Origin of the sequence: Serratia sp. HRI, assembly GCF_010119335.3 — a bacterium.
Classification (GTDB): Bacteria; Pseudomonadota; Gammaproteobacteria; order Enterobacterales; family Enterobacteriaceae; genus Serratia; species Serratia nevei.
The window spans coordinates 1,962,628-1,978,315 of sequence record NZ_CP083690.1 but is presented as its reverse complement, the minus strand read 5'-3'; the positions used below and the strand labels follow the sequence as shown (position 1 = coordinate 1,978,315).

Genomic DNA, 15,688 nt, shown 5'->3' with positions numbered 1-15,688 from the left:
TTCAGTCCGTCTGGTGTGAAAATAATTTGCCGCTATAGTAAGGATTCTTTTACAGAAAGCCTGCGGCTTTTATTTTTACAGCCTTTACCGACGGTACCTTATGCCTCACGACACTAATCGCCGGCTGAACCGGCAAGACTACAAAACGCTGACGTTGGCCGCGTTGGGCGGCGCGCTGGAGTTTTACGACTTCATCATCTTCGTGTTCTTCGCCGCCGTGGTCGGCGATCTGTTCTTCCCGGCGGACATGCCGGAGTGGCTACGTCTGGTGCAAACCTTCGGCATTTTCGCCGCCGGCTATCTGGCCCGACCGCTGGGCGGCATCGTGATGGCGCACTTCGGCGATCTGGTCGGCCGCAAGAAGATGTTTACCCTGAGCATTCTGCTGATGGCGTTGCCGACGCTGGCGATGGGCCTGCTGCCGACCTACGCCAGCATCGGCATCGCTGCACCGCTGCTGCTGCTGTTGATGCGTGTGCTGCAGGGGGCGGCGATCGGCGGTGAGGTGCCGGGCGCCTGGGTCTTCGTTGCCGAACACGTGCCGCGCCGGCGCATCGGCTTCGCCTGTGGCACGCTGACCGCCGGGCTGACGGTGGGCATCCTGCTGGGCTCGGTGGTGGCGACGGTGATCAACACTACGCTCAGCCCGCAGAGCATTGCCGGCGGCGGTTGGCGCATTCCTTTCCTGTTGGGCGGCATGTTCGGCCTGGTGGCGATGTACCTGCGCCGCTGGCTGCAGGAAACGCCGATCTTCATCGAGATGCAGGCGCGTAAAGCGCTGGCCGAGGAGCTGCCGCTGAAATCGGTGGTGCTCAACCACAAGCGGGAAGTGGTGGTATCGATGCTGCTGACCTGGCTGCTCTCCGCCGGCATCGTGGTGGTGATCCTGATGACCCCGACCTATCTGCAAAAGCAGTTCGGCATTGCGCCGGCCTTGACGCTGCAGGCCAACAGCATCGCCACCATCATGCTGATCGCCGGCTGCATCGTCGCCGGTTTGTCGGCCGATCGCTTCGGCGCCAGCAAAACGCTGGTGGTCGGCAGTGTGCTGCTGGCCGGCTGCAGCTGGCTGTTCTATCAGACGGTGGGCGTACGCCCGGAAATGCTGTTCGCCTGTTATGCGCTGGTGGGGTTCAGCGTAGGCGTGGTGGGAGCCGTGCCGTACGTGATGGTGCGGGCGTTCCCGGCGGAAGTGCGGTTTACCGGCATCTCGTTCTCATATAACGTCTCGTACGCTATTTTTGGCGGTTTAACCCCTATTTTTGTGACGCTGATCATGAAATTGACCCCGTTAGCGCCCGCTTACTACGTGTTGGCGCTGTCGCTCATCGGGCTGCTGCTCGGCTTCTACCTGCATCGCGACCTGAACAGCGAAGCCGGGGAGCGGCGAGCCGATTCCTACAGCTAAAAAAAAGGTTCATCGCGCTTTAGCGTGAACCAATAGAAAACGGCAGTCAGAACGTTTAGGTTTGTATTCGCCAAAACACACCCTAAACCTTCAAAACTGCCGTCACTATGAATGCTAACCTTTGCTCCCTGTTCTGGGAAGGCTTTGTCGTCAATTCCTTCTCGCATCCTTCTGCCAACTCCCTGCTTATCCAGCTCCAGCCTGACGCTGCCGTCATGCCCTGTTGTCGTCGTTGTGAGCGGCGGGTGCCTGTTGTGCATGATGTTTCCTTCCGCCGAGTGCGTGAACGCCAGCTGCTCGATTGGGTCGTCTGGCTCAACGTCCCCGTCCGGCGCCTGTGTTGCCCCCATTGCGGGGTCACCACCGAAAAAATCAGCTGGTTGCCTGAACGCCAGAGATATACCACGACGCTATCCGTATGGGTTGAGTCACTGACCCGTTTACTGCCGATTAAACATGTTGCACAACTCACCGGACTGCACTGGCATACGGTCAAGAATATCGACTACCGGCGTCTGCTGCGGGAACGAACAGAGCCGCAGCGCCATACCCTCCGCCGTCTGGTGATGGATGAGTTCGCCCTGTTCAAAGGACATCGCTATGCCACCGTGGTGATGGATGCGGATACGCAACAGGTGTTGTGGGTGGGCGAAGGCCGCAGCAGAGCGGCCTTCCGCCCCTTCTTCGTCTGGCTGGGCGCTGAAGGCTGTGCTGCTATCCAGTCTGTCGCCATGGATATGAATACGGCGTTAGACCTGGAGGTCAGGCATCACTGCCCGCAGGCGGAAGTGGTCTATGACTTGTTCCATGTGGTGGCAAAGTATGGCCGGGAGGTTATCGACCGGGTCCGCGTCGACCAGGCCAATCAACTCCGTGATAACCCAAAATCGCGTCAGGTCATCAAACGCAGCCGCTGGCTGCTGCTGCGCAACCCAGAAAACCTGCCCGAAGGGCATGAGGTAAAGCTCACGGAGTTGCTGGAGGCGAATCAGCCGTTGAATGTGGTCTGGCTGATGAAAACGACGCTGAAAGAACTGTGGTACGCCCCGAGTGAACAAGAGGCGCAGAGACGCTGGACAAGCTGGTACAGGCAGTCTCAGGAAAGCGGAATCAAGGCGTTGCAACACTTCGCCGAGAAACTGAAAGGGTATGCCGGTGGCATCATCGCGAGTGCCAGACACAGGTTGAATACCAGCGTGCTGGAAGGGATGAACAATAAGATAAAAGTGATGAAGCGGATGGCCTATGGATACCGGGATAACGCTTACTTCTTCCTGAAAATCAAAGCAGCGTTCCCCGGTAAAGCGCGATGAACCAAAAAAAAGGTTCATCGCGCTTTAGCGTGAACCAATAGAAAACGGCAGTCAGAACGTTTAGGTTTGTATTCGCCAAAACACACCCTAAACTTTCAAAACTGCCGTCACTATGAATGCTAACCTTTGCTCCCTGTTCTGGGAAGGCTTTATCGTCAATTCCTTCTCGCATCCTTCTGCCAACTCCCTGCTTATCCAGCTCCAGCCTGACGCTGCCGTCATGCCCTGTTGTCGTCGTTGTGAGCGGCGGGTGCCTGTTGTGCATGATGTTTCCTTCCGCCGAGTGCGTGAACGCCAGCTGCTCGATTGGGTCGTCTGGCTCAACGTCCCCGTCCGGCGCCTGTGTTGCCCCCATTGCGGGGTCACCACCGAAAAAATCAGCTGGTTGCCTGAACGCCAGAGATATACCACGACACTATCCGTATGGGTTGAGTCACTGGTCCGTTTACTGCCGATTAAGCACGTTGCACAACTCACCGGCCTGCACTGGCATACGGTCAAGAATATCGACTACCGGCGTCTGCTGCGGGAACGGACAGAGCCGCAGCGCCATACCCTCCGCCGTCTGGTGATGGATGAGTTCGCCCTGTTCAAAGGACATCGTTATGCCACCGTGGTGATGGATGCGGATACGCAACAGGTGTTGTGGGTGGGCGAAGGCCGCAGCAGAGCGGCCTTCCGCCCCTTCTTCGTCTGGCTGGGCGCTGAAGGCTGTGCCGCTATCCAGTCTGTCGCCATGGATATGAATACGGCGTTAGACCTGGAGGTCAGGCATCACTGCCCGCAGGCGGAAGTGGTCTATGACTTGTTCCATGTGGTGGCAAAGTATGGCCGGGAGGTTATCGACCGGGTCCGCGTCGACCAGGCCAATCAACTCCGTGATAACCCAAAATCGCGTCAGGTCATCAAACGCAGCCGCTGGCTGCTGCTGCGCAACCCAGAAAACCTGCCCGAAGGGCATGAGGTAAAGCTCACGGAGTTGCTGGAGGCGAATCAGCCGTTGAATGTGGTCTGGCTGATGAAAACCGCGCTGAAAGAACTGTGGTACGCCCCGAGTGAACAAGAGGCATGGAGGCGCTGGACAAGCTGGTACAGGCAGTCTCAGGAAAGCGGAATCAAGGCGTTGCAACACTTCGCCGAGAAACTGAAAGGGTATGCCGGTGGCATCATCGCGAGTGCCAGACACAGGTTGAATACCAGCGTGCTGGAAGGGATGAACAATAAGATAAAAGTGATGAAGCGGATGGCCTATGGATACCGGGATAACGCTTACTTCTTCCTGAAAATCAAAGCAGCGTTCCCCGGTAAAGCGCGATGAACCAAAAAAAAGCCCTGCACTGCAGGGCTTTTTCATCAGGGAAGGGCGATTATGCCGTGACCGGCGAGGCCGCGACGCGGGCCGGAGCCGGCTCGCCAATCGGCAGCACGGTGCGGCCGTATTGCTCGTTGAGCACTTCGGCCATCGCCAGGTAAATGGCGCTGGCGCCGCAGATGATGCCTTCATAGCCAGCGAAGGTCAGCAGTGCGTGATTGCCGGTGATGTTGCCGACGGCCAGCAGGGCGAACAGCAGCGTGAGGCTGGCGAACACGAACTGCAGCACGCGGTTGGCGGCTAGGGTGCCGAAGAACATGAACAGGGTGAAGACGCCCCACAGCGCCAGGTAGATGCCCAGCACGTGCGCCTCGGTGGCCTCAGCCAGGCCCAGACGCGGCAGCAGCAGCAGGCCGACCAGGCTCAGCCAGAAGCTGCCGTAGGCGGTGAAAGCGGTCATGCCGAAGGTGTTGCCCTTCTTGTATTCCAGCAGACCGGCCAGGATCTGGGCCAGGCCACCGAAGAAAATCCCCATGCTGATGATGGCGGAGTTCAGTGGGAAAAAGCCCGCGTTGTGCAGGTTCAGCAAGACGGTGGTCATCCCGAAGCCCATCAGGCCGAGAGGGCCGGGATTCGCCAACTTGTTGGTGTGCATAAGTCCTCTGCGATAACAGAAAATTAACGGAAACAGCGAAGTAAAATAATAAATGGTCTGAATGGCCAAAAAATCGAAGTTTTCCACCAGAGCGCGCGCATCATAATGATCCCCGCAGCCGGAAACAATGATCTGAATGACGATAAAAAAAGAAATTTTTTTCGCCTTGCCCCTTGATGCCGGATTGGATGGCCCCATCTTATTTGCAACCGCAGTTGCTAACCGCGGGTCGCACTGAGATATCGGGCAGTTGAAAAGCAAAAAATCGCCCGCATATAGGTTAGCAACCTGACTGATTATGAATTTTTTAGTGGAGACGTTTAGATGGGTAAAATTATTGGTATCGACCTGGGTACTACCAACTCTTGCGTAGCAATTATGGATGGTGCCAAGGCACGCGTGCTGGAAAACGCCGAGGGCGACCGCACCACTCCTTCTATTATCGCATATACCCAGGACGGTGAAACTCTGGTTGGCCAGCCGGCTAAGCGTCAGGCAGTGACCAACCCTGAAAACACCCTGTTCGCCATCAAGCGCCTGATCGGTCGCCGCTTCCAGGATGACGAAGCGCAGCGCGACAAAGCGATCATGCCGTACAAAATCGTCGAAGCCGACAACGGCGACGCCTGGCTGGAAGTGAAAGGCCAGAAAATGGCTCCGCCGCAGATCTCTGCGGAAGTGCTGAAGAAAATGAAGAAAACGGCGGAAGATTACCTGGGCGAACCGGTAACTGAAGCGGTTATCACCGTACCGGCTTACTTCAACGACGCCCAGCGTCAGGCGACCAAAGACGCCGGCCGCATCGCGGGTCTGGAAGTCAAACGCATCATCAACGAACCGACCGCTGCGGCTCTGGCCTACGGTCTGGACAAAGAAGTCGGCAACCGCACCATCGCGGTTTATGACCTGGGCGGCGGTACTTTCGATATCTCCATCATCGAAATCGACGATGTTGACGGCGAAAAAACCTTCGAAGTGCTGGCGACCAACGGTGATACCCACCTGGGTGGCGAAGACTTCGACAGCCGTCTGATCAACTACCTGGTGGAAGAGTTCAAGAAAGATCAGGGTATCGATCTGCGCAACGATCCGCTGGCGATGCAGCGTCTGAAAGAAGCCGCTGAGAAAGCGAAGATCGAACTGTCTTCCGCTCAGCAGACCGACGTTAACCTGCCGTACATCACTGCAGACGCGACCGGTCCAAAACACATGAACATCAAAGTGACTCGCGCCAAACTCGAGTCGCTGGTTGAAGATCTGGTGGCGCGCTCTATCGAGCCGCTGAAAGTGGCGCTGAAAGACGCAGGCCTGTCGGTTTCCGACATTCAGGACGTGATCCTGGTGGGCGGCCAGACCCGTATGCCAATGGTGCAGAAGAAAGTCGCAGACTTCTTCGGCAAAGAGCCGCGTAAAGACGTGAACCCTGACGAAGCGGTTGCCGTGGGCGCTGCGGTACAGGGCGGCGTGTTGGCCGGTGATGTGAAGGACGTTCTGCTGCTGGACGTGACCCCGCTGTCGCTGGGTATCGAAACCATGGGCAGCGTGATGACGCCGCTGATCACCAAAAACACCACGATCCCGACCAAGCACAGCCAGGTGTTCTCTACCGCTGAAGACAACCAGTCTGCGGTAACCATCCACGTGCTGCAGGGTGAGCGTAAGCGCGCCAGCGATAACAAATCTCTGGGCCAGTTCAACCTGGACGGCATTCAGGCGGCACCGCGCGGCATGGCGCAGATCGAAGTGACCTTCGATATCGATGCCGACGGCATCCTGCACGTGTCTGCCAAAGACAAGAACACCGGTCGTGAGCAGAAGATCACCATCAAGGCATCTTCTGGCCTGAACGAAGACGAAATCCAGAAAATGGTGCGCGACGCCGAGCTGAACGCTGAAGCCGACCGCAAGTTCGAAGAGCTGGTACAGACACGTAACCAGGCGGATCACCTGATCCACGGCACTCGCAAGCAGCTGGAAGAAGCGGGCGACAAACTGCCGGCGGAAGACAAAACGGCGATCGAAGCGGCGCTGAAAGATCTGGAAGCGGCGGTGAAAGGCGAAGATAAAGCCGAGATCGAAGCGAAGACTCAGGCTCTGGTGCAGGTTTCCGGCAAACTGCTGGAAATGGCCCAGGCGCAGCAGGCTCAGCAGGGTGCTGACGCCGGCGCGGACAACGCGGCGCAGAAAGACGACGACGTGGTTGACGCTGAGTTCGAAGAAGTTAAAGACAAAAAATAATCGCCCTTAAGCGGGCACGGGGCGGCCGAGATGCCGCTCCCGGAAACCAGCACGGGCGTCGAGGCAACTCTGCGCCCGTGCACGCATGTTAAGGGTAAGCGAAAGAATGGCGAAGAAAGACTATTACGAGATTCTCGGCGTCAGCAAGACGGCGGATGAACGTGAGATCAAAAAGGCGTACAAACGTCTGGCGATGAAATACCATCCTGACCGCAACCAGGAACAAGACGCCGAAACCAAGTTTAAAGAAGTTAAAGAAGCTTACGAAGTCCTGACCGACGACCAAAAGCGCGCGGCCTACGACCAGTATGGGCACGCGGCCTTTGAACAGGGCGGCATGGGCGGCGGCGGCTTTGGCGGCGGTGCCGACTTCAGCGATATCTTTGGCGACGTGTTTGGCGACATCTTCGGCGGAGGCCGCCGTCAGCGCGCCAGCCGCGGTTCCGATCTGCGCTATAACATGGAGCTGACCCTCGAGGAAGCGGTACGTGGCGTCACCAAAGAGATCCGCATCCCGACGCTGGAAGAGTGCGACGTCTGCCACGGCAGCGGCGCCAAGCCGGGCAGCTCGCCGGTGACCTGTCCAACCTGTCACGGCCAGGGCCAGGTGCAGATGCGTCAGGGCTTCTTCACCGTGCAGCAGGCGTGTCCGCACTGCCATGGCCGCGGTCAGATCATCAAAGATCCGTGCAACAAGTGCCACGGCCACGGCCGGGTAGAAAAATCCAAAACGCTGTCGGTGAAAATTCCGGCCGGCGTCGATACCGGTGACCGCATCCGCCTGGCGGGTGAAGGCGAAGCCGGCGAGCACGGCGCACCGGCGGGCGATCTGTACGTTCAGGTGCAGGTGAAGGCGCACCCGATCTTCGAGCGCGAAGGCAACAACCTGTACTGTGAAGTGCCGATCAACTTCGCCATGGCGGCGCTGGGCGGTGAGATTGAAGTGCCGACGCTGGACGGCCGGGTGAAACTGAAGGTGCCTTCGGAGACCCAAACCGGCAAACTGTTCCGCATGCGCGGCAAGGGCGTGAAATCGGTGCGTGGCGGCAGCCAGGGTGACCTGCTGTGCCGCGTAGTGGTGGAAACCCCGGTCAATCTGAACGACAAGCAGAAGCAACTGCTGCGCGAGCTGGAAGAGAGCCTGGGTGGCCCGTCCGGTGACAAGAACAGCCCGCGATCGAAGAGCTTCTTCGACGGGGTGAAAAAGTTCTTTGACGACCTGACTCGCTAACCTGCTGTTTCTGCTGGTTTATATTAGAACCCCGGGCGTCTGTCCCGGGGTTTTTATTTGCATGTTGCACCACTAATTCCCTATAAATAATGTGACTTATTCGTGCTTTTGATCGGTTTTGTCGAGTTATTTAGCATTTATAAACTTATTTTTTCGAACTAAAACGCCCTCTATACTCACTTCATGACTGTGGTTCGCAGGGCGCTACGCCCTGCACAGATTTGGAGAGACGTATTGTGACCAACATCATTCGTCAATTTTTACGTCAGGAAGCCGCGGGCGGCATCATTCTGATCGCGGCGGCGATCGTCGCCCTGATCATGGCCAACACCCCGGCGCAGGGGATCTATCAGGCATTCCTTAACCTGCCGGTGATGGTGAAGATTGCTTCGCTGGAGATCGCCAAGCCGCTGCTGCTGTGGATCAACGACGGCCTGATGGCCATCTTCTTCCTGGTGGTGGGGCTCGAGGTCAAGCGCGAGCTGATGCAAGGCTCGCTGTCCGGGCGCGACAAGGCGGTGTTTCCGGCGATCGCCGCGCTGGGCGGCATGCTGGCACCGGCGCTAATTTATTTGCTGTTCAACGGCGCGGATGACGTCACCCGCCAGGGCTGGGCGATCCCGGCCGCGACCGATATCGCCTTCGCGCTGGGCGTAATGGCGCTGCTGGGCAACCGTGTGCCGACCAGCCTGAAAGTGTTCCTGCTGGCGTTGGCGATCATCGATGACCTGGGCGTGATTATCATCATCGCGCTGTTCTACACCCATGAAGTGTCGATGGTGGCGCTGGGCGTGGCGGCGGCGGCGACGGTGCTGCTGGCGGTGATGAACTGGCGTGGCGTGGGTAAAACCTCGCTGTACATGATGGTCGGCCTGGTGTTGTGGGTAGCTATCCTCAAGTCCGGGGTACACGCGACGCTGGCCGGGGTGATCGTCGGCTTTATGATCCCGCTGAACGTCAAGAAGGGGCCGTCGCCGTCGGAGACGCTGGAACATGAGCTGCACCCTTGGGTCGCGTTTATGATCCTGCCGCTGTTCGCTTTCGCCAACGCCGGGGTCTCTTTGCAGGGCGTATCGCTGGAAGGGTTGACGTCGCTGTTGCCGGTCGGGATTGCGGCCGGGCTGTTTATCGGCAAGCCGCTGGGGATTTTCCTCTTCAGCCTGCTGGCGGTGAAAATGGGCATCGCCCGCTTGCCTGAGGGGATCGGTTTTAAACAGGTGTTTGCCGTTTCGGTGCTCTGTGGTATTGGTTTCACCATGTCGATTTTCATCGCCTCGCTGGCGTTTGGCGATGCGGATGCGGCGCTCAGCACCTATTCCCGCCTGGGGATCCTGTTGGGCTCCACTGCGGCGGCGGTGGCAGGGTATGGGCTGCTGCGTCTGGCGTTGCCGCGGGTGCGTTAATCCTGCGTGTGCCCGATAAGGGCACACAATAAAATGGCTGGTCGGAGCTGTGCGGTATAAAATATGTGCACCTTCGGCCGTTCTTCGTTGGGACTAATGGGGCTATACGTTGTCTGAAGCAGGGAAAGGAAGTTTGTCGCTCGTCAAGGCACACCGTTTGCCGCTGCGAAACGTTGTTAAGGAGAGCCGCTCGTGAGGATGTCGCATATCAACTTTAATCACCTTTACTATTTCTGGCAGGTCTGCAAGGCCGGTTCCGTGGTCGGTGCCGCCGAAGCGTTGTTTTTGACGCCGCAGACCATCACCGGCCAGATCAAAGCGCTGGAGGAGCGGTTGGACGGCAAGCTGTTCAAACGCCAGGGGCGCGGGTTGGTGCCTTCGGAGCTGGGACAGCTGGTGTTCCGCTATGCCGACAAGATGTTTATGCTCAGCCAGGAAATGCTGGATATCGTCAACTACCGCAAAGAGTCAAACCTGCTGTTCGACGTTGGCGTGGCGGACGCGCTGTCGAAGCGCCTGGTCAGCCAGGTGTTGGAAACGGCGGTAGTGGTGGATAACGAACAGATCCACCTGCGCTGTTTTGAATCGACGCACGAGATGCTGTTGGAGCAGCTCAGCCAGCACAAGCTGGATATGATCCTGTCGGATTGCCCGGTAGACTCCAGCCAGCAGGAAGGGCTGTTCTCGCTGAAGCTGGGCGAGTGCGGCATCAGCTTCTTCTGCCGCCAGCCGGCGCCGGAGCTGCCGTTCCCGGCCTGCCTGGAGCAGCGCAAGCTGCTGATCCCCGGCCGCCGCTCGATGCTGGGGCGCAAGCTGCTCAACTGGTTCAATACGCAGGGCATTCAGGTGGAGATCTTGGGCGAGTTCGACGATGCGGCGCTGATGAAGGCCTTCGGCATGTACCACAATGCGATTTTCGTGGCGCCGACGCTGTATGCGCAGGATACCTACAACGATGACAACGTGGTGGAGATTGGGCGCATCGACAGCGTGCAGGAGGAGTATTACATCATCTTCGCCGAGCGCATGATCCAGCATCCGGCGGTGCAGCGCGTGTGCAACAAAGACTTTTCGGCGCTGTTTTCCTGCTAGCGGTTCAGTGAACGCAGGGCGTAAAAAAACCGGCCTGAGCCGGTTTTTTTATCAAGCAGATAACGAAATGCTTATTGCATTGCGTTGATGCGTGCAGTCAGGTTTGACTTATGACGCGCTGCTTTGTTTTTGTGGATCAGGCCTTTAGCTGCCTGACGGTCCACCAGTGGCTGCATTACCAGGAATGCAGTTTGTGCTGCTTCTTTGTCGCCAGCTGCGATAGCTGCGTCTACCTTCTTGATGAAGGTACGCACCATTGAGCGACGGCTAGCGTTATGCTTGCGGCGTTTCTCAGACTGTACGGCGCGTTTCTTAGCTGATTTGATATTAGCCAAGGTCCAACTCCCAAATATATTCTATTGAGGACAATTCAAAGGCCGAGGAATATGCCCTTTTAGCCTTCGTTTGTCAATGGATTTGTGCAAATAAGCGCCGTTTGTACAGGCGGCACTCGCTACGTTGTGATGGCGCAGGATTTTACCAGCTTCGCTCTTGGGAATACAGTGTTTCGCGAGAAAATTCGCCAATGTTTTGCCGCGGCGGACGCAAGCCGTTGGCCGCGGTCGAGAATCGGCCCGGCAGCGCCGGATAAACTGCGGCGAAGCCGTTTCACGCGCAGATTATCTCCGGTATGGTATGTCTATTACATAAAGGCACCAATCGCGGGTTAACCTTACCGGCTGTACAAGGTATAATCCGCCGATTTCCACTGTTTTGAGCCAGCTATGGAGCTAATTCGCGGCATTCACAATATCCGGGCGCGCCACCATGGTTGCGTGCTCACCATCGGCAACTTTGACGGCGTACACCGCGGTCATCAGGCGCTGCTGGAGCAGTTGAAGCAACAAGGGAAACGCCTCGGGCTGCCGGTGATGGTCATGATCTTTGAGCCGCAGCCGCTGGAGATGTTCGCCGCCGACAAGGCGCCGGCCCGCTTGACGCGCTTGCGCGACAAGGCCAACTACCTGGCGCAGGCGGGCGTCGACTACCTGCTGTGCGTCAAGTTCGATCCGCGTTTTGCCGCCAACACCGCGCAGGCGTTCGTCGCCGAGCTGCTGGTGGAAAAACTGGGCGTCAAATTCCTGATGGTGGGGGATGATTTTCGCTTTGGCGCCGGGCGTCAGGGCGATTTTCCGCTATTGCAGCAGGCCGGAAAAGAGTACGGCTTCGAGGTGGTCAGCACCCCGACCTTCCGCGAAGGCGAGCGGCGCATCAGCAGCACCGCGATCCGCACCGCGCTGAGCGAGGACGATCTGCCGCTGGCGGAGACCCTGCTGGGCCACCCGTACAGCATTTCCGGGCGCGTAGTGCACGGCGACGAGCTGGGCCGCACCATCGGCTTCCCGACCGCCAATTTGCCGCTCAAGCGCCTGGTAGCGCCGGTGAAAGGGGTGTATGCGGTAGAAGTGTACGGCCTGGGGCCGCAGCCGCTGCCGGGCGTGGCCAATATCGGTACGCGCCCGACCGTCGCCGGCGTGCGCCAGCAGCTGGAAGTGCATCTGCTGGATGTCACAATGGATCTTTACGGGCGCCATATTGAGGTGGTGCTCCGCGCAAAATTGCGTAATGAACAACGGTTTGCTTCGCTCGATGCCCTGAAGCAGCAAATCGCCAATGATGTGGTGACGGCCCGGAAGTTCTTCGGGCTACAGACACCGGTTTAATCTCTATAGCCGAAAACGGAACCGAGAATCTAATGAGTGACTACAAGAATACCCTGAACTTGCCGGAAACAGGGTTCCCGATGCGCGGCGATCTCGCCAAGCGCGAGCCTGGCATGCTGCAACGTTGGTATGAACAGGATCTGTACGGGATTATTCGTACTGCCAAAAAGGGCAAAAAAACCTTCATTTTGCATGACGGCCCTCCGTATGCGAACGGCAGCATTCACATTGGTCACTCGGTTAACAAGATTCTCAAAGACATTATCATCAAGTCGAAAGGGATGGCCGGCTTCGACTCGCCTTATGTGCCGGGTTGGGACTGCCACGGCCTGCCTATCGAACTGAAGGTTGAACAGCTGTACGGCAAACCGGGCGAGAAGCTGACGGCGGCCGAGTTTCGCCAGAAGTGCCGCGAGTACGCGGCCGAGCAGGTTGAAGGCCAGAAGAAGGACTTCATCCGCCTGGGCGTGCTGGGCGACTGGGATCGCCCATACCTGACCATGGACTTCAAAACCGAAGCCAACATCATCCGCGCGCTGGGCAAGATCATCAGCAACGGCCACCTGCTGAAAGGCGCCAAGCCGGTTCACTGGTGCACCGACTGCGGATCGTCGCTGGCGGAAGCGGAAGTGGAGTACTACGACAAGACTTCGCCGTCGATCGACGTGAGCTTCCATGCGGCCGACGCGGCTGCCGTGGCGGCCAAGTTCGGCGTGAGCCACTTCAACGGGACTATCTCCCTGGTTATCTGGACCACCACTCCGTGGACCCTGCCGGCCAACCGTGCGATCTCGCTGCACCCGGACTTCACCTATCAGCTGGTGCAGGTTGACGGCCAGTGCCTGATCCTGGCGGCCGAGCTGGTAGAAAGCGTGATGAAACGCGCCGGCATCACCGAATGGACGGTGCTGGGCAGCTGCAAAGGCGCCGCTCTGGAGCTACTGCGCTTCAAACACCCGTTCATGGACTTCGACGTGCCGGCGATCCTCGGCGAGCACGTGACGCTGGACGCCGGTACCGGTGCGGTGCACACCGCGCCAGGCCACGGCCCGGACGACTTCGTGATCGGCCAGAAATACGGCCTGGAAGTGGCCAACCCGGTAGGGCCGAACGGTTGCTACCTGACCGGCACCTACCCGCTGCTGGACGGCAAGTTCGTCTTCAAGGCCAACGATCTGATCGTCGACCTGCTGCGTGAGAAAGGCGCACTGCTGCACGTCGAGAAGTTCCTGCACAGCTATCCGTGCTGCTGGCGCCACAAGACGCCGATCATCTTCCGCGCCACGCCGCAATGGTTCGTCAGCATGGATCAGAAAGGCCTGCGTCAGCAGTCGCTGGAAGAGATCAAAGGCGTGCAGTGGATCCCGGATTGGGGCCAGGCGCGCATCGAAATGATGGTGGCCAACCGCCCGGACTGGTGCATCTCGCGTCAGCGCACCTGGGGCGTGCCGATGTCACTGTTCGTGCACAAAGAAACCGAGCAGCTGCACCCGCGCACCGTTGAGCTGATGGAAGAAGTGGCCAAGCGCGTCGAGCAAGACGGCATTCAGGCCTGGTGGGATCTGGACGCGGCCGACATCCTCGGCGCGGAAGCCGCCGACTACGTGAAAGTGCCGGATACGCTGGACGTGTGGTTCGATTCCGGTTCCACCCACGCTTCGGTGGTCGACGTGCGCCCTGAGTTCCAGGGCCACAGCGCCGACATGTATCTGGAAGGCTCCGACCAACACCGCGGTTGGTTCATGTCATCGCTGATGATCTCCACCGCGATGAAAGGCAAGGCGCCTTATAAAGAAGTGCTGACCCACGGCTTCACCGTCGACGGCCAGGGCCGCAAGATGTCCAAGTCGATCGGTAACACCGTCAGCCCGCAGGACGTGATGAACAAGCTGGGCGGTGACATTCTGCGTCTGTGGGTGGCATCGACCGATTACACCGGTGAAATCGCAGTCTCCGACGAGATCCTCAAGCGTTCCGCTGATTCTTATCGCCGCATCCGCAACACCGCGCGTTTCCTGTTGGCCAACCTGAACGGGTTCGAGCCGAGCACCGACTGCGTGGCGCCGGAAGACATGGTAGTGCTGGATCGCTGGGCGGTCGGCCGTGCGCTGGCGGCGCAGCAGGATATTGAACAGGCTTACGCCAACTACGATTTCCATGAAGTGGTGCAGCGTCTGATGCAGTTCTGCTCGGTCGAGATGGGCTCCTTCTACCTGGATATCATCAAGGATCGTCAGTACACCGCGAAGAGCGACAGCGTCGCCCGCCGCAGCTGCCAGACCGCGCTGTATCACATCGTGGAAGCGCTGGTGCGCTGGATGGCGCCGATCATGTCGTTCACTGCGGACGAGATCTGGGGCTTCATGCCGGGCAAACGCGCGCAGTACGTGTTCACCGAAGAGTGGTACGACGGCCTGTTCGGGCTGGCGGAAGGCGAGCCGATGAACGACGCTTTCTGGGCCGAGCTGCTGAAAGTGCGCGGCGAAGTGAATAAGGTGCTGGAGCAGGCGCGTGCCGACAAGCGCCTCGGCGGTTCGCTGGAAGCGGCGGTAACGCTGTATGCCGACAGCGAGCTGGCGGCGCGCCTGAACAGCCTGCAGGATGAGTTGCGTTTCGTGCTGCTGACCTCTGCGGCAAGCGTTGCGCCATTGGCGGATGCGCCGGCCGACGCGCAGGCTTCCGAGCTGCTGAAAGGGCTGAAGATCGCCTTCAGCACGGCACCGGGTGAGAAGTGCCCGCGCTGCTGGCATTACACCACCGATATCGGCCTGGTGGCGGAACACGCAGACATCTGCGGCCGCTGTGTGAGCAACGTCGCCGGTGACGGCGAGAAGCGTAACTTTGCCTGAGAACTCGCGCCTGATGAGTAAATCAATTTGTTCGACCGGCCTGCGTTGGCTGTGGGTTGTGGTGGCGGTGCTGGCGCTGGATTTTGGCAGCAAGCAGTGGATCCTCGCTAACTTTACGCTGGGCCAGTCCCAGCCGTTGATCCCGTCGTTCAACCTGTTTTACGCGCGCAACTACGGCGCTGCGTTCAGCTTCCTGGCCGACCATGGCGGCTGGCAGCGCTGGTTCTTCGCCGGCATCGCCATCGCCATCGTTGCGGTGCTGCTGGTGATGATGTACCGCAGCACCGCGCAGCAGAAGCTGAACAACATCGCCTACGCCTTTATTATCGGCGGGGCGTTGGGCAATCTGTTCGATCGCCTGTGGCACGGTTTCGTGGTCGATTTCATCGACTTCTACGTCGGTGACTGGCACTACCCGACCTTCAATCTGGCGGACAGCTTCATCTGCGTGGGCGCGGCGATGATCGTGCTGGAAGGTTTCCTGTCGCCGGCGAACAAAGACGCAAAGAGTAAAGGTGAGTAA

12 protein-coding genes are annotated in these 15,688 nt (G+C 58.6%); 10 read left to right on the top strand and 2 right to left on the bottom strand.

Going from position 1 to position 15,688, the window contains the following annotated elements; all coding sequences use genetic code 11:
- The first annotated feature begins 100 nt into the window (after positions 1 to 100).
- From GF111_RS09605 to GF111_RS09595, 3 genes are all read left to right on the top strand, one after another.
- Entirely contained in the window at positions 101 to 1,408 is a 1,308-nt protein-coding gene (locus GF111_RS09605) for an MFS transporter (protein ID WP_047729019.1), read from the top strand.
- 107 nt (positions 1,409 to 1,515) lie between these two features.
- Positions 1,516 to 2,721 (top strand): ISL3 family transposase, encoded by a 1,206-nt coding sequence (locus tag GF111_RS09600; protein ID WP_047729874.1) that lies wholly within the window; start codon positions 1,516 to 1,518, stop codon positions 2,719 to 2,721.
- A gap of 112 nt (positions 2,722 to 2,833) precedes the next feature.
- On the top strand, positions 2,834 to 4,039 hold the full coding sequence (locus tag GF111_RS09595) for an ISL3 family transposase (protein WP_071845311.1): 1,206 nt from the start codon (positions 2,834 to 2,836) through the stop codon (positions 4,037 to 4,039).
- A gap of 49 nt (positions 4,040 to 4,088) precedes the next feature.
- Here the strand turns inward: GF111_RS09595 and satP are convergent, their stop codons facing one another.
- Positions 4,089 to 4,688, bottom strand: a complete 600-nt coding sequence (gene satP / locus GF111_RS09590) for an acetate uptake transporter (RefSeq protein WP_025301520.1) — start codon at positions 4,686 to 4,688, stop codon at positions 4,089 to 4,091.
- Positions 4,689 to 5,012: 324 nt separating this feature from the next.
- Between satP and dnaK the strand changes: the two genes are divergently transcribed.
- The 4 genes from dnaK (at position 5,013) to nhaR (ending at position 10,652) form a co-directional block, all read left to right on the top strand.
- Complete coding sequence (gene dnaK, locus GF111_RS09585) at positions 5,013 to 6,926, top strand: molecular chaperone DnaK (protein WP_055312716.1); 1,914 nt, start codon at positions 5,013 to 5,015, stop codon at positions 6,924 to 6,926.
- A 106-nt stretch (positions 6,927 to 7,032) separates the two neighbouring features.
- Positions 7,033 to 8,157: a molecular chaperone DnaJ gene (gene dnaJ / locus GF111_RS09580; protein WP_004932969.1), complete on the top strand. Its 1,125-nt coding sequence runs from the start codon at positions 7,033 to 7,035 to the stop codon at positions 8,155 to 8,157.
- Between the two features lie 236 nt (positions 8,158 to 8,393).
- A complete protein-coding gene (gene nhaA, locus GF111_RS09575; protein ID WP_080490725.1) occupies positions 8,394 to 9,560 on the top strand; it encodes a Na+/H+ antiporter NhaA in 1,167 nt (388 codons plus the stop codon).
- 192 nt (positions 9,561 to 9,752) lie between these two features.
- Positions 9,753 to 10,652, top strand: a complete 900-nt coding sequence (gene nhaR, locus GF111_RS09570) for a transcriptional activator NhaR (RefSeq protein ID WP_004932962.1) — start codon at positions 9,753 to 9,755, stop codon at positions 10,650 to 10,652.
- A 71-nt stretch (positions 10,653 to 10,723) separates the two neighbouring features.
- On the opposite strand, the gene rpsT is transcribed toward nhaR, so the two are convergent.
- Complete coding sequence (gene rpsT / locus GF111_RS09565) at positions 10,724 to 10,987, bottom strand: 30S ribosomal protein S20 (protein ID WP_033637053.1); 264 nt, start codon at positions 10,985 to 10,987, stop codon at positions 10,724 to 10,726.
- Positions 10,988 to 11,377: 390 nt separating this feature from the next.
- On the opposite strand from rpsT, the gene ribF reads away from it, so the two are divergent.
- Genes ribF through lspA form a run of 3 tightly spaced genes read left to right on the top strand, consistent with a single transcriptional unit; the run spans position 11,378 to position 15,688 of the window.
- Positions 11,378 to 12,316 (top strand): bifunctional riboflavin kinase/FAD synthetase, encoded by a 939-nt coding sequence (ribF, locus tag GF111_RS09560; RefSeq protein WP_019455021.1) that lies wholly within the window; start codon positions 11,378 to 11,380, stop codon positions 12,314 to 12,316.
- A gap of 32 nt (positions 12,317 to 12,348) precedes the next feature.
- On the top strand, positions 12,349 to 15,165 hold the full coding sequence (gene ileS / locus GF111_RS09555) for an isoleucine--tRNA ligase (RefSeq protein WP_147190127.1): 2,817 nt from the start codon (positions 12,349 to 12,351) through the stop codon (positions 15,163 to 15,165).
- 13 nt (positions 15,166 to 15,178) lie between these two features.
- Entirely contained in the window at positions 15,179 to 15,688 is a 510-nt protein-coding gene (gene lspA / locus GF111_RS09550; RefSeq protein WP_038873364.1) for a signal peptidase II, read from the top strand.